Here is a 20,883-nt window from a genome sequence, read left to right as displayed (position 1 = left end):
GTGACCACCACGATCGTCTGGATCGCGGCGGCGCTGCTGCTCGTCGCCGTCTACCTGAGCTGGACCGCCGGACGCCTGGACCGGCTGCACGCCCGGATCGACGCGGCCCGCGCCGCCCTGGACGCGCAGTTGCTGCGGCGTGCCTCCGTCGCGCAGGAACTGGCCACCGCGGGGGTGCTGGACCCGGCCGCCTCCATCGTCCTGTACCAGGCCGCCCACGACGCCCGGCAGGCCGAGGAGGAGCAGCGGGAGGTCGCCGAGAGCGAGCTCAGCCAGGCCCTGCGCGCGGTGTTCGCCGATGGCGCGCAACTGGAGGCGGTACGGGCGGCGCCCGGGGGCGAGGCGACCGCCGAGGAGCTGGCCGCCGCGGTGCGCCGGGTGCCGATGGCGCGGCGTTTCCACAACGACGCGGTGCGGGCCGCCCGCGCGCTGCGCCGCCATCGCAAGGTGCGCTGGTTCCGGTTGGCCGGGCACGCCCCCTTTCCGCTGGCCTTCGAGATGGACGACGAGCCGCCGGCGGTTCTGGCGGACCGGACGGGCTCGCTGGGGGAAGGCCACTGACTTCCGATTGGCCCTTTCACGGGGGCCGGTTGTCCCGTTTCATCGGGTCCTGTAGCAGGGATCACCGTGAACTGGACCGGGCGGCGGGACCGCCGGGGAATCGAACTGGCCTACGATGGGTTCACCGTACGGCTGCCGCGCCCGTTCGCGCCGGCAGTCCGGGCCGTTCTACGGCCGGTGCCGTCCGCCGCCGTTCATCGTCCCGGCCGGTCCCGGCCCGTCCGGCCCGTCCGGCCCGTCCCAACCACTGTCACCGTCGCCGAGTGAGGTCACACCTTGTCCACCACGCCTTCCAGCACGCCCGAGACCGCCTCCGCACCGACCCCCGAGACCGGCACCGCGCGCGTCAAGCGCGGCATGGCCGAGCAGCTCAAGGGCGGGGTGATCATGGACGTGGTCACGCCGGAGCAGGCGAAGATCGCCGAGGACGCCGGCGCCGTCGCGGTCATGGCCCTGGAGAGGGTGCCCGCCGACATCCGCAAGGACGGCGGCGTGGCCCGCATGTCCGACCCGGACATGATCGAGGGGATCATCGACGCCGTCTCCATCCCGGTGATGGCCAAGTCCCGCATCGGCCACTTCGTCGAGGCCCAGGTGCTCCAGGCGCTCGGCGTGGACTACATCGACGAGTCCGAGGTCCTCACCCCGGCCGACGAGGTCAACCACAGCGACAAGTGGGCCTTCACCACGCCCTTCGTCTGCGGTGCCACCAACCTGGGCGAGGCCCTGCGCCGGATCGCCGAGGGCGCGGCCATGATCCGCTCCAAGGGCGAGGCCGGCACCGGCAACGTCGTCGAGGCCGTCCGCCACCTGCGCCAGATCAAGAACGAGATCGCCCGTCTGCGCGGCTACGACAACAACGAGCTGTACGCCGCCGCCAAGGAGCTGCGCGCCCCCTACGAGCTGGTCCGCGAGGTCGCCGAGCTGGGCAAGCTGCCGGTCGTGCTGTTCTCCGCCGGCGGTGTGGCCACCCCGGCCGACGCCGCGCTGATGCGCCAGCTCGGTGCCGAGGGCGTCTTCGTCGGCTCGGGCATCTTCAAGTCCGGCGACCCGGTCAAGCGCGCCGCCGCCATCGTGAAGGCCACCACCTTCTACGACGACCCCAAGGTCGTCGCGGACGCCTCCCGCGGTCTGGGAGAGGCCATGGTCGGCATCAACTGCGACACCCTGACCGAGGCCGAGAGGTTCGCCGGCCGCGGCTGGTGACCCGCGGGGCGCACCACGCCCCCTCAGCGCGCCCACCGCGCCGGGCGGCCCGCGGACCGCGGACCGCGGGCCGCCCCCGGCCGTCCCGCCCCGCCCGTCCGTGTCCCACGCCATTTCCGTACGTCCCCGAAGAGGTGCGCCCCGTGACCACCCCCGCCATCGGAGTCCTCGCCCTCCAGGGCGACGTCCGCGAACACCTCGCCGCGCTGGAGGCGGCCGGCGCCGCGGCCCGTACCGTCCGCCGCCCTCAGGAGCTGGCCGGGGTCGACGGCCTGGTGATCCCCGGCGGCGAGTCCACCACCATCTCCAAGCTGGCCACCGCCTTCGGTCTGATGGAGCCGCTGCGCGAGCGGGTCCGCTCGGGCATGCCGGCCTACGGGTCCTGTGCGGGCATGATCATGCTCGCCGACAAGATCCTCGACCCCCGGTCCGGCCAGGAGACGGTCGGCGGGATCGACATGATCGTGCGCCGCAACGCCTTCGGGCGGCAGAACGAGTCATTCGAGGCGTCCGTCGACGTCGCAGGGGTCGAGGGCGGACCGGTGGAGGGCGTCTTCATCCGCGCGCCCTGGGTGGAGTCCACCGGCGCGGACGTGGAGGTGCTGGCGGTCTTCGACGGCCACCCCGTCGCCGTGCGGCAGGGCTCCCTGCTGGCCACCGCCTTCCACCCCGAACTCACCGGGGACCACCGCGTGCACCGGTTCTTCACCGCGATGGTGCGCTCGGCAGCACGGTGATCCGCCGGTGTCACCGGCTGTAGTATCGGCCCGTTGATTCCCCTGTTGGCGACATGAAGGAGCGAGGCTGTGTCCGGCCACTCCAAGTGGGCAACCACCAAGCACAAGAAGGCCGTGATCGATGCCAAGCGCGGCAAGCTCTTCGCCAAGCTGATCAAGAACATCGAGGTCGCGGCCCGGATGGGCGGCGCCGACCCCGACGGCAACCCCACCCTCTACGACGCCATCCAGAAGGCGAAGAAGAGCTCCGTCCCCAACAACAACATCGACCGTGCGGTCAAGCGGGGCGCGGGCCTGGAGGCGGGCGGCGCCGACTACCAGACGATCATGTACGAGGGCTACGGCCCCAACGGCGTCGCGGTCCTGATCGAGTGCCTCACCGACAACCGCAACCGCGCGGCCTCCGACGTGCGCGTCGCCATGACCCGCAATGGCGGCTCCATGGCCGACCCCGGATCGGTGTCGTACCTGTTCAACCGCAAGGGCGTCGTGATCGTCCCCAAGGGCGACCTGACCGAGGACGACGTGCTGGCCGCCGTTCTGGAGGCGGGCGCCGAGGAGGTCAACGACCTCGGCGAGTCCTTCGAGGTCATCAGCGAGGCGAGTGATCTGGTCGAGGTGCGCACCGCGCTGCAGAAGGCGGGCATCGACTACGACTCGGCGGACGCGAACTTCGTCCCCACCATGCAGGTGGAGCTGGACGAGGAGGGCGCCCGCAAGATCTTCAAGCTGATCGACGCGCTGGAGGACAGCGACGACGTGCAGAACGTCTTCGCCAACTTCGACGTGTCCGACGACGTCATGGCCAAGGTCGAGGCCTGACCTCCCGGGTGCCCGGTCCGGGGCCGGACCGAGTCCGGCGCGGGGCCCGGCGTCGGCCCTCTTCCGTGTCGCCCTCCGGCGTTGTCGGTGGCAGCCGATAGCCTGCGGGAACAGGTGATCGAACGACCAGTGGACGGAAGGGGGCCGCAGTGCGCGTGCTCGGCGTGGACCCGGGGCTGACCCGCTGCGGCATCGGCGTGGTGGAGGGGACGGCCGGCCGGCCGCTGCGGATGGGCGGGGTCGGCGTCGTGCGGACCCCCGCCGACGCGGAGGTGCCCGACCGGCTGGTGCTCGTCGAGCGCGGCATAGAGGAGTGGCTGGAGGAGCACCGTCCCGACGTCGTCGCCGTGGAGCGCGTGTTCAGCCAGCACAACGTCCGCACCGTGATGGGCACCGCGCAGGCCAGCGCGGTCGCCATGCTCTGCGCGGCCCGGCGCGGCCTCCCGGTCGCCCTGCACACCCCCAGCGAGGTCAAGGCCGCCGTCACCGGCACCGGCCGGGCGGACAAGGCTCAGGTCGGCGCGATGGTCACCAGACTGCTGCGGCTGGACGCCCCGCCCAGGCCCGCCGACGCCGCCGACGCACTGGCACTGGCCATCTGCCACATCTGGCGCGCGCCCGCCCAGGACCGGCTCCAGCAGGCCAGACTTCAGCAGGCCCGGCACCAGCAGGCCGGGCACCAGCAGATCCACCGCCGGCAGGCCCGCGCCGCCCGGGCCGCGTCCGCCCGGCCGACCCAGCGCACTCCGGAGGACAGCCGATGATCGCCTTCGTGTCCGGACCGGTCGCCGCCCTCTCCCCGGACATCGCCGTGATCGAGGTCGGCGGGGTGGGCATGGCCCTCCACTGCACCCCCGCCACCCTCGCCGACCTGCGAGTCGGCGAGCACACCAGGCTGGCCACCTCGCTGGTGGTCCGTGAGGACTCCCTGACGCTCTACGGCTTCGCCGACGACGACGAGCGGCAGGTCTTCGAACTGCTCCAGACCGCCAGCGGCGTCGGCCCGCGGCTGGCCCAGGCCATGCTCGCCGTCCACAGCCCCGACGCGCTGCGGCTGGCGGTCTCCACCGGGGACGAGAAGGCACTCACCGCCGTGCCGGGCATCGGGAAGAAGGGTGCGCAGAAGCTGCTGCTGGAGCTGAAGGACAGGCTCGGCGAGCCGCTGGGCTCCGGGGCCGCCGCGGCCGGGCGGGGCCCCGGTCCCGCCGCGGGCGAGCCCGGCTGGCGGGAGCAGCTGCACGCCGCCCTGGTGGGCCTGGGCTACGCCCCCCGCGAGGCCGAGGACGCGGTCACCGCCGTCACCCCGCAGGCCGAGGCGGTGCTGGCCGAGGGCGGCCGGCCGCCGGTGCCCCAGCTCCTCCGCGCCGCCCTGCAGACCCTCAACCGCGCACGCTGAGACGCCGGGTCCGTACCGCCGCGGCGGTACGGACCCGGCGACGGACCGACGAGAGACCGACGATGACGCCGCACTCCCCGCCCCGCCCCCGTAGCACGGACCGGATCCCCGCTTCGTCCGCCGCCGCGAACACCACCTCGGCCACCACCCCTGCCACCACCCTGACCACCGCCTGGGCAGCCGGCAGCCAGGGGAGGCCGTCATGACCCGGGACGACCACCCCGGCCACGCCGACGAAAGCGCCGAGCGCCTGGTCGGAGCCACCGCCGACGGCGAGGACACCGCCGTCGAGGCCGCACTGCGCCCCAAGGACCTGGCGGAGTTCGTCGGGCAGTCCAAGGTGCGCGAGCAGCTCGACCTGGTGCTGCGCGCCGCCCGCGCCCGCGGCGGCACCGCCGACCACGTGCTGCTCTCCGGCGCCCCCGGCCTGGGCAAGACCACCCTGTCCATGATCATCGCGGCGGAGATGGGCGCTCCCATCCGCATCACCTCCGGCCCGGCCATCCAGCACGCCGGGGACCTGGCCGCGATCCTGTCCTCCCTCACGGAAGGAGAGGTCCTCTTCCTCGACGAGATCCACCGCATGTCGCGGCCCGCCGAGGAGATGCTCTACATGGCGATGGAGGACTTCCGCGTCGACGTCATCGTCGGCAAGGGCCCCGGCGCCACCGCCATCCCCCTGGAACTGCCGCCCTTCACCCTGGTCGGCGCCACCACACGGGCCGGTCTGCTGCCGCCGCCGCTGCGCGACCGCTTCGGCTTCACCGCCCACATGGAGTTCTACGAGCCGGCCGAGCTGGAGCAGGTCATCCACCGCTCCGCCCGGCTGCTGGACGTGGAGATAGACGCCGAGGGCGCCGCCGAGATCGCCGGCCGCTCCCGGGGCACCCCCCGTATCGCCAACCGGCTGCTGCGCCGGGTGCGCGACTACGCCCAGGTCAGGGCCGACGGCCTGATCACCAGGGAGATCGCCGGCCAGGCCCTGGCGGTCTACGAGGTGGACGACCGCGGCCTGGACCGACTGGACCGGGGGGTGCTGGACGCCCTGCTCAGGCTGTTCGGCGGCGGCCCGGTCGGTCTGTCCACGCTGGCCGTCGCGGTGGGGGAGGAGCGCGAGACGGTGGAGGAGGTCGCCGAGCCGTTCCTCGTCCGGGAGGGGCTGCTGGCCCGCACCCCCCGGGGCCGGATCGCCACTCCCGCCGCGTGGGAGCACATGGGGCTCACCCCGCCCCGGCAGCCGCCGGCGTCAGCTCCGGGAGGGCCCGGCCAACCCGGTCTCTTCGGATCGTGACGGCGTGCGAACTCGCCCTTCGCGGAACCTCAGTGCGATGCTTGACGTTGTTCCCCAGGCGCGGGCTCGCTTAGACTCCGCCGATGCCCTCCGTCCCGGAGGGCACGACCACCCCCGAATACCAGGCCGCTTCCCAGCGGTCGTGTGAAGGAAACCTTCCGCCGTGGATATTGGACTTCTCCTCCCCTTCATCATCCTCATCGGGGCCATGCTCCTGATGACGCGCTCGGCCAAGAAGAAGCAGCAGCAGGCCGCACAGATGCGCGACCGGATGGAGCCAGGCACCGGCATCCGTACGATCGGTGGCATGTACGCGTTGGTGAAGGAGGTCCACTCCGACACGGTCCTCCTGGAGGTCGCGCCGGGCGTGCACGCGGTCTACGCCAAGAACGCCGTCGGCGCCGTGCTGGAGGCCGACGAGTACGAGCGCATCGTCAACGGCGAGGACCACGACGCGGACGCCCCCGTCGTCCCGGACGACGCCTCCTCGCTGGTCTCCGACGGCGGCGTGGACAAGACCGACCTGAGCAAGACGGACTCCTCCGCCGACGACGCGGAGACCGGGGACGCCAAGCGGAAGGGCGACACCGACTCCAAGTGAGTCGCCCCGCCGCGGGCCCCGACGGGCCCGGCGGCACCGCATGTCCTTACGACCACTTCGCGCGCCGCGCGGCGACCATTCGAGCGCGGGCGGTTGGACAGGGAGACACGAGAAGGTGGCAGCACCGAAGAAAGGTCGCAGATCACCGGGCAACCAGGGACGGCCGTGGCGTTCCCTGGCGCTCATCCTGGTGGCGATGGTGGCGCTCACCGGAGGCATGTTCCTCTCCGGGCACACCACGCCCCGCCTGGGCATCGACCTCGCCGGCGGCACGAGCATCACGCTCACGGCCAAGGCCCAGCCCGGCAAGGAGGAGGCGATCAACGAGACCAACATGAACACCGCCGTCTCCATCATCGAGCGGCGGGTCAACGGTCTGGGCGTCGCCGAGGCCGAGGTGCGGACGCAGGGTGCCGAGAACATCGTCATCAACATCCCGCGCGGCACCGACGAGAAGCAGGCCCGCGAGCAGGTCGGCACCACCGCCCAGCTCGCGTTCCGCCCAGTCCTGACCGTCGCGTCCGGGGCCCCGCCCCAGCCGGACCCCTCGGCGAGCCCGTCCGGAGCCGCCGGTGACAAGGACGAGAAGGCGGAAGACACCGAGAAGGGCGAGAAGGCCGAGGAGGCGACGGACGGCGAGAAGTCCGGCGACTCCTCCGCGACCCCCTCGCCCGAGGCCTCCACCCAGGGCCGGGCCGTCACCGAGGACCTGCTGGCCGACGGTTCCCAGTCGCCCACCCCCTCGGCCTCCGCGCCCGGGGAGGAGAAGGCCGACGAGTCCGCCGCCCCCGAGCCCTCGCAGCCGGCCCCGGCACCCGACGCCGGCATCCCGGCCGACCTGCAGAAGAAGCTCGACGCGCTGGACTGCGCCACCGACGAGGGCCGCTCCGAGGCCAGCCGGGCCGCCGCCCAGGCGGAGAACTCCGAGTCCGTCGCCTCCTGCGACGAGAGCGGGCTGTACAAGTACGGGCTCGGCCCCGTCGCCGTCCCCGGCACCGACGTCACCGACGCCGCCGCCCTCTTCGACGACCAGCGCGCCCAGGGCTGGATCGTCACCATGGAGTTCGACTCCGACGGCGCCGAGAAGTTCGCCGACATCACCGAGGAGCTCTCCACCCAGGCCGAGCCGCGCAACCAGTTCGCGATCGTGCTGGACGGCGAGGTCGTCTCCGCCCCCCGCGTCTCCGAGCGGCTCGGCGGCGGCAGCGCCGAGATCTCCGGCAGCTTCAACCAGCAGTCCGCCGAGGAACTGGCCAACATCCTCTCCTACGGCGCCCTGCCGCTCTCCTTCGAGGAGAGCAACGTGACCACCATCTCGCCCACGCTCGGCTCCGAGCAGCTCAAGGCGGGCCTGATCGCCGGAGCCATCGGCCTGGCGCTGGTCGTCGTCTACCTGGTCTTCTACTACCGGGTGCTGGCGCTGGTGGCGATCTCCAGCCTGGTGGCCGCGGCCATCCTCACCTACGTCGTCATGACCCTGCTCGGCCCGGCCATCGGCTTCGCGCTGAGCCTGCCGGCGATCTGCGGCGCCATCGTGGCCATCGGCATCACCACGGACTCCTTCATCGTCTACTTCGAGAGGGTCCGCGACGAGATCCGCGAGGGCCGGTCCGTCCGGGCCGCCTTCGAGCGGGCCTGGCCCAGCGCCCGCCGGACCATCCTGGTCTCCGACGTGGTCTCGATCATCGCCGCGATCGTGCTGTTCATCGTCTCGATCGGCTCCGTCCAGGGCTTCGCCTTCGTGCTCGGCCTGACGACGGCGCTGGACCTGGCCATCGTCTTCCTGCTCACCAAGCCGATGATGACGATCATGGCCGGCCGGAAGTTCTTCACCAGCGGCCACCCGTGGTCCGGGCTCGACCCGAAGCGGCTCGGAGTCACCCCGCCGCTGTACCGGGGCCGCCGCGCCGCGGTCGCCGCCCCCGCCGAACCGAAGGAGGCCTGAGATGTCGCGATTCGGTAATCTCGGCGGCAAGCTGTACCGCGGCGAGGCCAGCTACGACTTCGTCGGACGGCGGAAGCTCTGGTACGGCGTCACGCTGCTGCTGATGCTGATCTCCCTGGTGGGCCTGGGGGCCCGCGGCCTGTACATGGGCATCGAGTTCCAGGGCGGCGCCGTCTTCACCACCCCGCCCACCCAGATGTCGATCGAGGACGCACGCGAGACCGCCCAGGAGGTCTCCGGGACCGAGCCCCGCATTCAGGAGCTGGGCAGCGGCGCGCTGCGCATCCAGGTCACCGGGCTGGACAACGAGCAGTCGGAGAAGACTCGCGCGGCCCTCGCCGAGGAGCTCGGTCTCGAGACCCAGGAGCTGGACACCGAGCTGGTCGGCCCCAGCTGGGGCGACCAGATGAGCAGCAAGGCGATCCAGGGCCTGATCGTCTTCCTGATCCTGGTCAGCGTCTACCTGGCCATCGCCTTCGAGTGGCGGATGGCGGTGGGCGCCATGGGCGCCCTGCTGCACGACCTGGTCGTCACCATCGGCGTCTACGCCATCGTCGGCTTCGAGGTGACCCCGGGCACGGTGGTCGGCGTCCTGACGATCCTCAGCTACTCGCTGTACGACACGGTGGTGGTCTTCGACAAGGTCAAGGAGAAGACCCGGGGCCTGCTCAAGCAGAACCGCCACACCTTCGGCGAGCTGGCCAACCTCGGCATCAACGCCACCGTGGTCCGCTCCGTCAACACCTCGGTGGTCGCCCTGCTGCCGGTGGCCGGACTGCTGTTCATCGGCACCGGCCTGCTCGGCGGCGGCATGCTCAAGGACATCTCGCTGTCGCTGTTCATCGGCCTCACCGCCGGTACGTTCTCCTCCATCTTCATCGCCACCCCGATCGTGGTGGACCTCAAGCTCCGCTCGCCGGAGATCAAGGCCCACGACCGGCGGACGCTGGCCAAGCGGGCCAAGGGCGGCGACGGGGCCGAGGACGCCGAGGAGACGGGCGAGAGCGCGGGGACCGGCGCGCGTCCGTCCGCGGAGCCCACCGCCGCGGCGGCCGGATCCGTCGGCGGGCCCCGCTCGCCGGAGGCCGGCAGCCGCGGGCGTCCCTCCGGAAGGCGGCGGTGACCCGATGATCCCCGTCACGGCCGACTTCGAGGGGCTGCGCGGCCTGCTGCTCAGCAGGATCCGCGACGTGCCCGACTACCCCAAGCCAGGAGTCCTGTTCAAGGACATCACCCCGCTCCTGGCCGATCCCGAGGCCTTCACCGCCCTCACCGACGCGCTGGCCGGCCTCGCCCGGGAGCGCGGCGCCACCAAGGTGGTGGGCCTGGAGGCGCGGGGCTTCATCCTGGCCGCCCCGGCGGCGGTACGGGCGGGCCTCGGCTTCATCCCCGTGCGCAAGGCGGGCAAGCTGCCCGGCGCCACCCTGTCGCAGGCGTACGAGCTGGAGTACGGCAGCGCCGAGATCGAGATCCACGCCGAGGACCTCAGCCCCGAGGACCGGGTGCTGGTGATCGACGACGTGCTGGCCACCGGCGGCACCGCCGAGGCGTCGCTGCGCCTGATCCGCCGCTCCGGGGCGCGGGTCGCCGGGGTCGCGGTCCTGATGGAGCTGGGCTTCCTGCCCGGCCGGACCAGGTTGGAGGCCGCGCTGGAGGGCGCTCCACTGGATGTGGTGATCACCGTCTGAGAGCAGCCGGTGCCTCCGCGGCACCGACTTCGCGGAGGGGACGGCCCGGAGCGCTCCGGGCCGTCCCCTCCGTCGCGTCCGGCCCTCCGTCTGTGACACCCTCGAAGACACCTGACACCTGACACCTGACACCTGACACCTGACACCTGACACCCGACGCCGCCCCGCACCGGCGCCCGGCTCGTTCCGGGGCCGGGGTGGATACCATGGCAGTCCGGCCTGTTCCCGGCCGGAACCGCCCTCCGCACGCCGTGGCCGGCGAGGAGGGGCCCACCGAGGAGTTGCCCTTGCCAGACGAGGCCAAGCCGCTCACCGCAGCGCAGCAGCAGGACGCCGGCAGGCCGGCGAAGCCCTCCGCTGCGGGCGCCACCGCGGCCGGGAAGCGCGGCGGCACTCCGAAACCGTCGCAGGCCACCGCTTCGCCGGTGGGCGGGAAGCGCGACGACGCGGCCTCCCGGGACAAGGTCTCGGCCACCCGCGCCGTCTCCGGCGTCTCCGGCCGCTCGGGCTCCTCCAACCGCGTCCGCGCCCGCCTGGCCCGCCTGGGCGTCCAGCGTTCCAGCCCCTACAACCCCGTGCTGGAGCCGCTGCTGCGGATCGTCCGGGGCAACGACCCCAAGGCCGACACCGCCACGCTGCGGCAGATCGAGCGCGCCTACCAGGTCGCCGAGCGGTGGCACCGCGGGCAGAAGCGCAAGAGCGGCGACCCGTACATCACCCACCCGCTGGCCGTCACCACCATCCTCGCCGAGCTGGGCATGGACCCGGCCACCCTGATGGCGGGGCTGCTGCACGACACGGTCGAGGACACCGAGTACGGTCTGGACACCCTGCGCCGCGACTTCGGCGACCAGGTGGCCCTGCTGGTGGACGGCGTCACCAAGCTGGACAAGGTCAAGTTCGGTGAGGCGGCCCAGGCCGAGACGGTCCGCAAGATGGTCGTCGCCATGGCCAAGGACCCGCGGGTGCTGGTCATCAAGCTCGCCGACCGCCTGCACAACATGCGCACCATGCGCTACCTCAAGCGGGAGAAGCAGGAACAGAAGGCCCGCGAGACGCTGGAGATCTACGCCCCGCTCGCTCACCGCCTGGGCATGAACACCATCAAGTGGGAGCTGGAGGACCTCGCCTTCGCGATCCTCTACCCCAAGATGTACGACGAGATCGTCCGCCTGGTCGCCGAGCGCGCCCCCAAACGCGACGAGTATCTGGCGACCGTCATCGACGAGGTCCAGGCCGACCTGCGCGGCGCCCGCATCAAGGCGACCGTCACCGGCCGCCCCAAGCACTACTACAGCGTCTACCAGAAGATGATCGTGCGGGGCCGCGACTTCGCCGAGATCTACGACCTGGTGGGCATCCGCGTCCTGGTCGACACCGTCCGCGACTGCTACGCGGCGCTGGGGACCGTCCACGCCCGGTGGAACCCGGTGCCGGGGCGATTCAAGGACTACATCGCGATGCCCAAGTTCAACATGTACCAGTCGCTGCACACGACGGTCATCGGGCCCGGCGGCAAGCCGGTCGAGCTGCAGATCCGCACCTACGACATGCACCGCCGCGCCGAGTACGGCATCGCCGCGCACTGGAAGTACAAGCAGGAGGCCGTCGCCGGCGCCTCCAAGGTCCGCACCGACGCGCCCGCGAAGAAGGGCGACGCCGTCAACGACATGGCGTGGCTGCGGCAGCTGCTGGACTGGCAGAAGGAGACCGAGGACCCGGGCGAGTTCCTGGAGTCGCTGCGCTTCGACCTCTCGCGCAACGAGGTCTTCGTCTTCACGCCCAAGGGCGACGTCATAGCGCTCCCGGCGGGCGCGACCCCCGTGGACTTCGCCTACGCCGTCCACACCGAGGTCGGCCACCGCACCATCGGCGCCCGTGTCAACGGCCGCCTGGTGCCGCTGGAGTCCACCCTGGACAACGGCGATCTGGTGGAGGTCTTCACCTCCAAGTCGCCCGGCGCCGGCCCCTCCCGCGACTGGCTGAGCTTCGTCAAGTCCCCCCGCGCCCGCAACAAGATCCGCGCCTGGTTCTCCAAGGAGCGCCGCGAGGAGGCCATCGAGCAGGGCAAGGACGCCATCGTGCGGGCCATGCGCAAGCAGAACCTGCCGATCCAGCGCATCCTCACCGGCGACTCCCTGGTCACCCAGGCCCATGAGATGCGCTACCCCGACATCTCGGCGCTCTACGCCGCCATCGGCGAGGGCCATGTCTCCGCGCAGAACGTCGTCCAGAAGCTGATCCAGGCCATCGGCGGCGAGGAGGCCGCCAACGAGGACATCGCCGAGACCGCCCCGCCCATGCGCCGGCGCACCAAGCGGCGCTCCAGCACGGACCCGGGCGTGATCGTCAAGGGCGTGGAGGACGTGTGGGTCAAGCTGGCCCGCTGCTGCACCCCCGTGCCCGGCGACCCGATCCTCGGGTTCGTCACCCGCGGCAACGGGGTCTCCGTCCACCGCGCCGACTGCGTCAACGTCGACTCGCTCTCACGCGAGCCGGAGCGGATGCTGGAGGTCGAGTGGGCGCCGACCCAGTCCTCGGTCTTCCTGGTCGCCATCCAGGTCGAGGCGCTGGACCGCTCCAGGCTGCTGTCGGACGTCACCCGCGTGCTGTCCGACCAGCACGTCAACATCCTCTCCGCGGCCGTCCAGACCTCCCGGGACCGGGTGGCCATCTCCCGCTTCACCTTCGAGATGGGCGACCCCAAGCACCTGGGACATGTGCTGAAGGCGGTACGCGGGGTGGAGGGCGTCTACGACGTCTACCGCGTCACCTCGGCCCGCCGGTCGTAGCCCGGCCCGCGCACGGGGCGGCCCCGGCACCTTCGGAAGTGAAGGTGCCGGGGCCGCCCCGTGCGCGGGCCGCTTCCTCAGCCGCTGAACTCCCGCAGTCCCTTGAGGGCCTGGTCCAGCAGGGCCTGACGGCCCTCGAGCTCCCGCTCCAGCTTCTGGGCCCTGGCGGTGTTGCCGGCCGCGTGGGCCTTGTCGATCTGCGCGCGGAGCTTGTCCACGGCGTCCTGGAGCTGGCCGGTCAGCCCCTCCGCCCGCGCCCGGGCCTCGGGGTTGGTGCGGCGCCACTCGGCCTCCTCGGCCTCCTGGATCGCCCGCTCCACCGCGTGCATCCGGCCCTCGATCCCGGCCCGGGAGTCCCGGGGAACATGGCCGATGGCGTCCCAGCGCTCGTTGATGGCGCGGAAGGCCACCCGGGCCGCCTTCAGGTCGGTGACCGGGAGCAGCTTCTCCGCCTCGGCGGCCAGCTCCTCCTTGCGGGCCAGATTCTCCCGCTGCTCGGCGTCCCGCTCGGCGAAGACCTCGCCGCGGGCGGCGAAGAAGACGTCCTGGGCGCCGCGGAAGCGCTGCCACAGCTTGTCCTCGTGCTCGCGCTGGGCCCGGCCCGCGGCCTTCCAGTCCTGCATCAGCTCGCGGTAGCGGGCGGCCGTCGGACCCCAGTCGGTCGAGCCGGACAGGGCCTCGGCCTCGGCGACCAGCTTCTCCTTGCGCCGCCGGGCCTCCTCGCGCTGCGCGTCCAGCGACGCGAAGTGGGCCTTGCGCCGCTTGGAGAAGGCCGAGCGGGCGTGCGAGAAGCGGTGCCACAGCTCGTCGTCGGACTTGCGGTCCAGCCGGGGCAGGCCCTTCCAGGTGTCGACCAGGGCGCGCAGCCGTTCCCCGGCGGCCCGCCACTGGTCACTGGCGGCGAGTTCCTCGGCCTCGGCGACCAGCGCCTCCTTGGCCTTGCGCGCCTCCTCGGCCTGCCGTGCCCGGGCCGCCCTGCGCTCCTCCCGGCGGGTCTCGATCAGCTCGGTGAGCTGGTCCAGCCGCCTGCCAAGGGCCTCCAGATCACCCACCGCGTGCGCCTGGTCGACCTGCTGCCGCAGGTGCCCGACGGCGGCCAGGGCGTCCTTGGCCGACAGGTCGGTGGTCTTCACCCGGCGCTCAAGGAGGTCGATCTCCACGACCAGGCCGTCGTACTTGCGCTCGAAGTAGGCCAGGGCCTCCTCGGGGGCTCCGGCCTGCCACGAGCCGACGACCTTCTCGCCGTCGGCGGTACGCACGTAAACGGTCCCCGTCTCATCGACGCGGCCCCACGGGTCGCTGCTCACAGCGCCTCCTCCACATGATGCCGACGGGAGGCGTGCGCTCCCCGGCATCGTCCACAGTTGTCATACGGCCGGCGGCCGGATGTGACCGGCCCGGCCGAAGGGTCTGCCCGACCGTCGGCGCAGGCACCCCGTACAACGCCCAACATAGGCGACCGGTGCCCGCCCTGTCCGCATCCCGGGCGACCGAAATCCGGGCTCGGGACCGCCCGGAGCGGCCGCCCGGAGCGGCCGCCGGGCACGGACGCGGCACCGGCCGCCGGGGGTCAGCTCTTGCGCACCGTCGCCTTGTCGATCACCACGGTCGCGTTCGGCTTGGTGTTGCCCGTCTGCGGGTCCGGCGTCATACCGGCGTCGGCGATCTTCTTCAGCACGTCCATGCCCTCGGTGACGGTGCCGAAGGGGGTGTAGTCCGGGGGGAGCTGGCTGTCCTCGTAGACCAGGAAGAACTGGCTGCCGCCGCTGTCCCGGTTCTCCTTGGTCTGGGCGTTGTACCGGTTGGCCATGGCGACCGTGCCCGCCGGATAGGTGCCCTTCTTCACCTTCGGGTCGTCGAGGTTCTCGTCCGGGATGGTGTAACCGGGCTGCTGGATCTTGCCGTCCTTCGACATGCCGGTGCCGGTGCCGGTCGGGTCGCCGCACTGCAGCACGTAGATGCCCTGGTTGACCAGGCGGTGGCACGGGGAGTGGTCGAGATAGCCCTCATCGGCCAGGAACTCGAAGGAGTTCACGGTGCGAGGCGTCTTGGCGGCGTCCATCTCGATCTCGATGTCGCCGCAGGTGGTCTCCAGCTTCATCGTGTAGGTGGCCGAGGTGTCGATCGACATCTTCGGCTCCTTCTTCCAGTGCTTCTCGCTCGGCTCGCCCTTCGCCGGCTTCTCGCACGGGTCCGGGGCCTTGCTGGTGGGCGGGGTGGAGGGTTCGGAGGCGGCCTTGTCGGTCTTCTCGTCGTCCGCCGCCAGGCCGCCCGCGGCGGCGTAGGCGCCGCCGGCCGCCAGGACCAGGGCCAGGCCGCCCGCGATGGAGGCGTTGCGGATCCGCCCCTTGCGCCGTGCCTCGGCCCGCCTCTGCTGCTGACGCAGGTACTTCTCGCGGGCGAGCTGCTTGCGCCGCTGCTCACTGCTGACCACGGATCGTCTCCTTCGAATCCTTCGGGGCGTCTGTACGAGGCGTGCGTACGCACACGTGTGCCACAGCTTGGGCCGTACGGTATACGGGATACGGGTTCGCGGGCTCCGTCCCGTCGCCGGTAGGCTCTGTAACCGCTGCCGGCGGCCGGTTTTGACGGCCGCGGCATCCCCTGCCGGACGACCGAAGGACGATCGTGCTCATTGCCGGGTTCCCCGCCGGGGCCTGGGGGACCAACTGTTATCTGGTCGCCCCCGCCGCGGGCGAGGAGTGCGTGATCATCGACCCGGGCCACCAGGCCGCCGAAGGCGTCGAGGAGGCCATGGCCAAACACCGCCTCAAGCCGGTCGCCGTCGTCCTCACCCACGGCCACATCGACCACGTGGCCTCCGTGGTCCCGGTGTGCGGCGCGCACGACGTGCCCGCCTGGATCCACCCGGAGGACCGGGAGATGATGAGCGACCCCGAGAAGTGGCTGGGCCGCTCCATCGGGCAGCCGCTGATGGGCGAGCTCTCCGTGGGGGAGCCGGACGACGTGGAGGAGCTGACCGACGGCGCCGTGCTGTCCCTGGCCGGGCTGGAGCTGACCGTCTCGCACGCGCCGGGCCATACCAGGGGGTCGGTGACCTTCCGGATGCCCGAGCAGGCCGACGTCCCGCCGGTGCTGTTCTCGGGCGACCTGCTGTTCGCCGGCTCCATCGGACGCACCGACCTGCCCGGCGGTGACCACGCCGAGATCCTGCGGTCGCTGGCACGTGTGTGCCTGCCCCTGGACGACTCGACCGTGGTGCTGTCCGGCCACGGCCCCCAGACCACCATCGGCCGCGAACGCGCCACCAACCCGTTCCTGCGGGAGGTGGCCGCCGGCGGCCCGTTCGGAACGGGAGGCGGCACCGCCGCCCCGCGACGAGGAATGTGACGACGAAGAAGACGTGAGCACCTTCTCCGCCCCCAGGGGCACCTACGACCTGATCCCCCCGGAGTCGGCCGACTACCTGGCGGTGCGCGAGGCGATCTCCGCGCCGCTGCGGCGCGCCGGCTACGGCTACATCGAGACGCCCGGCTTCGAGAACGTCGAGCTGTTCGCCCGCGGTGTCGGCGAGTCCACCGACATCGTGACCAAGGAGATGTACACCCTCACCACCAAGGGCGGAAGCCGCCTGGCGCTGCGCCCCGAGGGCACCGCGCCGGTCGTCCGCGCCGTGCTGGAGCACAACCTGCACCGCGGCGCGCTGCCGGTGAAGGTCTGGTACTCCGGTTCGCAGTACCGCTACGAGCGCCCCCAGGCCGGCCGCTACCGGCACTTCTCCCAGGTCGGCGCCGAGGCCCTGGGCGCCGAGGACCCGGCCCTGGACGCCGAGCTGATCATCCTGGCCGTGGAGGCGTACCGCTCGCTGGGGCTGAGGAACTTCCGGCTGCTGCTGAACTCCCTGGGCGACCGCGAGTGCCGCCCGGTCTACCGCGCGGCACTCCAGGACTTCCTGCGCGGACTCGACCTGGACGAGGACACCCGCGCCCGCGTCGAGATCAACCCGCTGCGCGTGCTGGACGACAAGCGCGAGGCCGTGCAGAAGCAGCTCACCGGCGCGCCGATGATGCCCGACCACCTGTGCGAGGCGTGCAAGGAGTACCACGAGCAGGTGCGCGGGCTGCTGACGGCGGCCGGGGTGGAGTTCGAGGACGACCAGAAGCTGGTGCGCGGCCTGGACTACTACACCCGCACCACCTTCGAGTTCGTCCACGACGGGCTCGGCTCGCAGTCCGCCGTCGGCGGCGGCGGCCGTTACGACGGCCTGTCGGAGATGCTCGGCGGCCCGCCGCTGCCCTCGGTGGGCTGGGCGCTGGGCGTGGACCGCACGGTCCTGGCGCTGCGGGCCGAAGGGGTGGAGCTCCCGGCTCCCTCGCGCACCCAGGTCTTCGCCGTACCGCTGGGGGAGGAGGCGCGGCGCGCGCTGTTCGGCGTGGTCACCGAACTGCGCAGGCAGGGGATCGCCACGGACTTCGCGTACGGCGGCCGCGGTCTGAAGAACGGCATGAAGTCGGCCAACCGCTCGGGGGCGGCGTACGCCGTCGTGGCCGGGGAGCGGGACCTGGCCGAGGGGGTCGTCCAGGTGAAGGACCTCGACAGCGGCGAGCAGGTCCCGGTGCCGCTGGACGGTGTGGTGGCGGAACTGCGACGGAAGCTCGCCTGACTCGTTGTGCGTTGTGCACAATGAAGAACCCCACCTGAGACGACGGGATGACTCGACCATGACGACGACCACGGCGCCACGAGACGAAGTGACCCGCACCGGCGGCGACGGCGACGGGCCGCCCGCGCGGGGCCCCGTGGGCGCGGGCCGCGCCTACGCCCTGCTGCTGGTGATCACCGGCCTGGCCGGGGTGCTCGCCGCGTGGGTGATCACGGTCGACAAGTACCGGATGCTGGAGGCCGAGATCGCCGGAGAGGCGTTCGACACGGCGTGCAACCTGAATCCGGTGGTCTCCTGCGCCGATGTGATGGACAGCGCGCAGGCCGAGGTGTTCGGCTTCCCCAACCCGGTGCTCGGCCTGGTCACCTACGGCATGATCGTCGCCGTCGGCATGGGCCTGCTGGCCGGGGCGCGCTTCCCCCGCTGGTACTGGCTGACCATGAACGCCGGCATGCTCTTCGGCGTCGGCTTCTGCACCTGGCTGATGTACCAGTCGCTGTACAACATCAACGCGCTGTGCCTGTGGTGCAACCTGGCCTGGGTCGCCACCCTGCTGATGTTCTGGTACACGACCTTCCGCAACATCCACAACGGCTTCCTGCCCGCCCCGGCCTGGCTGCGCGAGGGCGTGCGGGAGTTCCACTGGGTGATCCCGGCGGTCCACATCGGCATCATCGGCATGCTGATCCTGACCCGCTGGTGGAACTTCTGGACGAGCTGAACCGTGAGACGGGCCGGAGGGCCGCCGCACACCGGCACCGGTGTGCGGCGGCCCTCCGGCCGTCCCGCCCCGGGGGCGGGACGGTCGTCGGCACGGCTGTCGGCGGTGTGACTTAGGGTTGCGTTCCGTGGAACCGGATCTGTTCACCGCCGCAGCCGAGGAGCGCCAGGAGAAGGACCCGTCAGCCTCCCCCCTGGCGGTCCGGATGCGCCCGCGCACCCTCGACGAGGTCGTCGGCCAGCAGCACCTGCTGCGCCCCGGCTCCCCGCTGCGCCGTCTGGTCGGCGAGGGCGGGAAGGGGCCCGCGGGGCCGTCGTCGGTGATCCTGTGGGGGCCGCCGGGCACCGGCAAGACGACTCTGGCCTACGTCGTCAGCAAGGCCACCGACAAGCGCTTCACGGAGCTGTCGGCCATCACCGCCGGGGTCAAGGAGGTCCGGGCCGTCATCGACGGCGCGCGGCGCTCGTCGGGCGCCTACGGCAGGGACACCGTGCTGTTCCTGGACGAGATCCACCGCTTCAGCAAGGCGCAGCAGGACTCGCTGCTGCCGGCGGTGGAGAACCGCTGGGTCACCCTCATCGCCGCGACGACGGAGAACCCGTACTTCTCGGTGATCTCCCCGCTGCTGTCCCGCTCGCTGCTGCTCACCCTGGAGCCGCTGACCGACGACGACCTGCGCGGGCTGCTGCGCCGCGCGGTCGCCGACGAGCGCGGGCTGGGCGGGTCGGTGGAGCTGCCGGAGGACGCCGAGGCGCATCTGCTGCGGATAGCCGGCGGCGACGCGCGCCGTGCGCTCACCGCGCTGGAGGCGGGAGCGGGCGCGGCCCTGGACAAGGGCGGGCGGGAGATCACCCTGGCGACGCTGGAGGAGGCCGTCGACCGGGCGGCGGTGAAGTACGACCGCGACGGCGACCAGCACTACGACGTGGCCAGCGCCCTGATCAAGTCCATCCGCGGCTCGGACGTGGACGCGGCCCTGCACTATCTGGCCCGGATGATCGAGGCGGGGGAGGACCCGCGGTTCATCGCCCGGCGGCTGATGATCTCCGCCAGCGAGGACATCGGCCTGGCCGATCCCACCGCCCTGCAGACCGCCGTGGCCGCGGCCCAGGCGGTGGCGATGATCGGTTTCCCCGAGGCGCGGATCACCCTGGCCCAGGCGACCGTGGCCCTGGCCCTCGCCCCGAAGTCCAACGCCGCCTATCTGGCGATCGACGCGGCCCTGGCGGACGTAAGGGCGGGCCTGGCCGGTCCCGTGCCGCGGCATCTGCGCGACGGCCACTACCAGGGCGCGAGGAAGATGGGCCACGGCGAGGGGTACCGGTACCCGCACGACATGCCCGGCGGCATCGCCGCGCAGCAGTACGCCCCGGACGGCGTCCACGGCAGGCGCTACTACGAGCCGACGCGGTACGGGGCGGAGGCCCGGTACGCCGAGGTGGCGGAGCGGGTGCGGGCCCGGCTGCGGGAGGAGCCGCAGGAGGAGGGGGCGCCGCCGGACAGGCCCTGAGGCCCCGCCGGTCCGCGGTTCCCACGCCGGCCCCGGCCCGGTCAGGGCGCGGAGCCCGCCTCGAACAGGGCCCGGATCGCGTGGCGCAGCCCGGAGGCGTTCCGCACCGGCCGGGGGAAGTCGAAGAGGGCGTCGAAGCTCTGCCCGTCCGCGCGGAACCGCACCCGCAGTCCGAAACGGTCCAGGGCCACGGGCACCACCGCCTCCCAGGCGCCGCAGGCCCGCTGCCGCTCGCCCAGCAGCGAGCACAGTCCGCGCAGCAGGTCGTCGTGGGCGGCGGCGAGGTGCTGCAGGAGCCCGGCCTCGTGGCGCGCCAGGGGGTCGGGCGAGGCGGCGGCGAACTCGTCCGGTTCGACGTGCCCCTCGCCCCGCAGGTCGCCGATCCACCCCTCGCCGACCTCCAGCCGCAGCGGTGTCCACGCGGCGCCCGGGAAGGGGCCCGAGGGGTGCCGCTCGGCCAGCAGCCGGTCGCAGGCCGTCCGCTCGCCGCCGGACACGGGGGTGAGCCAGCCCGCCACCTCGGCCCGGCCGCGGATGCGGTGGGGCACCGCGACGGGCGCCACGTCCGTGATCTCCATCACGGCGGCCAGATCGCCGTCCCGGGCGTGGGCCGCGGCCCGGGCGGCCGGGGAGCCGGCCGGGACCAGCAGGAGCACGTCCCCCTCGCCGGTGACGGCACGGGCCTCGCAGCAGCCCTGGCCCGGCCACTGCGGATCGCCCAGGTCCGTACCGGGAATGACCAGTGAGGCGGAGGCGTTCGACTCGACGAGGGTACGCATCCGCTCGGCGGCTCCCGGCCGCCGTGTGTCAGGCTCAGCCTCGGGACGCGGCTGACCCCTCCTCACACTCTCCGCTCCGGCGGCCGTGCCGGCGTCGGCGTCGGCACCGCCGCCGTGTGCGGAACCGGTGCGGGGCAGGGGGCTCCCAGGTCGAAACATGCGTTCTCCTCCGCTAAGGTTAGGCTCACCTAAATTACACGGAGGTCCGTT

At 72.3% G+C, this 20,883-nt stretch carries 19 protein-coding genes; 16 read left to right on the top strand and 3 right to left on the bottom strand.

The annotated features are described in order from the left end of the window. From BM237_RS18470 to BM237_RS18415, 12 genes are all read left to right on the top strand, one after another. Positions 1-561 carry a LemA family protein gene (locus BM237_RS18470; protein WP_093850809.1) on the top strand — a complete coding sequence of 187 codons (561 nt, stop codon included), beginning with the start codon at positions 1-3 and terminating at the stop codon, positions 559-561. Between the two features lie 276 nt (positions 562-837). Further along, on the top strand, positions 838-1,767 hold the full coding sequence (gene pdxS, locus BM237_RS18465; protein ID WP_093850808.1) for a pyridoxal 5'-phosphate synthase lyase subunit PdxS: 930 nt from the start codon (positions 838-840) through the stop codon (positions 1,765-1,767). Positions 1,768-1,910: 143 nt separating this feature from the next. Continuing rightward, complete coding sequence (gene pdxT, locus BM237_RS18460; RefSeq protein WP_093850807.1) at positions 1,911-2,504, top strand: pyridoxal 5'-phosphate synthase glutaminase subunit PdxT; 594 nt, start codon at positions 1,911-1,913, stop codon at positions 2,502-2,504. Between the two features lie 69 nt (positions 2,505-2,573). Then, a complete protein-coding gene (locus BM237_RS18455) occupies positions 2,574-3,326 on the top strand; it encodes a YebC/PmpR family DNA-binding transcriptional regulator (protein ID WP_093850806.1) in 753 nt (250 codons plus the stop codon). A 149-nt stretch (positions 3,327-3,475) separates the two neighbouring features. Beyond that, a complete protein-coding gene (gene ruvC / locus BM237_RS18450; RefSeq protein WP_093850805.1) occupies positions 3,476-4,090 on the top strand; it encodes a crossover junction endodeoxyribonuclease RuvC in 615 nt (204 codons plus the stop codon). Then, positions 4,087-4,722 (top strand): Holliday junction branch migration protein RuvA, encoded by a 636-nt coding sequence (gene ruvA, locus BM237_RS18445; protein ID WP_093850804.1) that lies wholly within the window; start codon positions 4,087-4,089, stop codon positions 4,720-4,722. Before ruvC ends, ruvA begins: the two co-directional genes overlap by 4 nt. A gap of 202 nt (positions 4,723-4,924) precedes the next feature. Beyond that, positions 4,925-6,013: a Holliday junction branch migration DNA helicase RuvB gene (gene ruvB / locus BM237_RS18440; protein ID WP_093850803.1), complete on the top strand. Its 1,089-nt coding sequence runs from the start codon at positions 4,925-4,927 to the stop codon at positions 6,011-6,013. A gap of 163 nt (positions 6,014-6,176) precedes the next feature. Next, a complete protein-coding gene (gene yajC / locus BM237_RS18435; protein WP_093850802.1) occupies positions 6,177-6,614 on the top strand; it encodes a preprotein translocase subunit YajC in 438 nt (145 codons plus the stop codon). A 115-nt stretch (positions 6,615-6,729) separates the two neighbouring features. Further along, positions 6,730-8,559: a protein translocase subunit SecD gene (gene secD / locus BM237_RS18430; RefSeq protein WP_093850801.1), complete on the top strand. Its 1,830-nt coding sequence runs from the start codon at positions 6,730-6,732 to the stop codon at positions 8,557-8,559. Position 8,560: 1 nt separating this feature from the next. After that, positions 8,561-9,682 carry a protein translocase subunit SecF gene (secF, locus tag BM237_RS18425; RefSeq protein WP_093850800.1) on the top strand — a complete coding sequence of 374 codons (1,122 nt, stop codon included), beginning with the start codon at positions 8,561-8,563 and terminating at the stop codon, positions 9,680-9,682. Between the two features lie 4 nt (positions 9,683-9,686). Further along, a complete protein-coding gene (locus tag BM237_RS18420; RefSeq protein ID WP_093850799.1) occupies positions 9,687-10,247 on the top strand; it encodes an adenine phosphoribosyltransferase in 561 nt (186 codons plus the stop codon). 287 nt (positions 10,248-10,534) lie between these two features. Beyond that, complete coding sequence (locus tag BM237_RS18415; protein WP_093850900.1) at positions 10,535-13,039, top strand: RelA/SpoT family protein; 2,505 nt, start codon at positions 10,535-10,537, stop codon at positions 13,037-13,039. 77 nt (positions 13,040-13,116) lie between these two features. On the opposite strand, the gene BM237_RS18410 is transcribed toward BM237_RS18415, so the two are convergent. Both BM237_RS18410 and BM237_RS18405 read right to left on the bottom strand, forming a co-directional pair. Continuing rightward, the gene (locus BM237_RS18410; protein ID WP_093850798.1) at positions 13,117-14,346 is read right to left on the bottom strand and encodes a DUF349 domain-containing protein; all 1,230 of its coding nucleotides are present in this window, start codon (positions 14,344-14,346) and stop codon (positions 13,117-13,119) included. Positions 14,347-14,609: 263 nt separating this feature from the next. After that, entirely contained in the window at positions 14,610-15,473 is an 864-nt protein-coding gene (locus BM237_RS18405) for a peptidylprolyl isomerase (protein ID WP_093850797.1), read from the bottom strand. A 194-nt stretch (positions 15,474-15,667) separates the two neighbouring features. Between BM237_RS18405 and BM237_RS18400 the strand changes: the two genes are divergently transcribed. The 4 genes from BM237_RS18400 (at position 15,668) to BM237_RS18385 (ending at position 19,894) form a co-directional block, all read left to right on the top strand. After that, positions 15,668-16,390 (top strand): MBL fold metallo-hydrolase, encoded by a 723-nt coding sequence (locus BM237_RS18400; RefSeq protein WP_093850796.1) that lies wholly within the window; start codon positions 15,668-15,670, stop codon positions 16,388-16,390. 13 nt (positions 16,391-16,403) lie between these two features. Next, positions 16,404-17,663 (top strand): histidine--tRNA ligase, encoded by a 1,260-nt coding sequence (gene hisS / locus BM237_RS18395; RefSeq protein ID WP_093850795.1) that lies wholly within the window; start codon positions 16,404-16,406, stop codon positions 17,661-17,663. Between the two features lie 58 nt (positions 17,664-17,721). Continuing rightward, positions 17,722-18,384 (top strand): vitamin K epoxide reductase family protein, encoded by a 663-nt coding sequence (locus tag BM237_RS18390; protein WP_093850794.1) that lies wholly within the window; start codon positions 17,722-17,724, stop codon positions 18,382-18,384. 127 nt (positions 18,385-18,511) lie between these two features. Then, positions 18,512-19,894 (top strand): replication-associated recombination protein A, encoded by a 1,383-nt coding sequence (locus BM237_RS18385; protein WP_093850793.1) that lies wholly within the window; start codon positions 18,512-18,514, stop codon positions 19,892-19,894. 41 nt (positions 19,895-19,935) lie between these two features. On the opposite strand, the gene BM237_RS18380 is transcribed toward BM237_RS18385, so the two are convergent. Next, entirely contained in the window at positions 19,936-20,673 is a 738-nt protein-coding gene (locus BM237_RS18380; RefSeq protein ID WP_245793734.1) for a DUF2470 domain-containing protein, read from the bottom strand. Positions 20,674-20,883: the final 210 nt, after the last annotated feature.

The organism is Streptomyces mangrovi (assembly GCF_900114215.1).
GTDB classification, from domain to species: Bacteria; Actinomycetota; Actinomycetes; order Streptomycetales; family Streptomycetaceae; genus Streptomyces; species Streptomyces barkulensis.
Note: the sequence above shows the minus strand (reverse complement) of the source record. Positions and strands in the feature narration are given on the sequence as shown.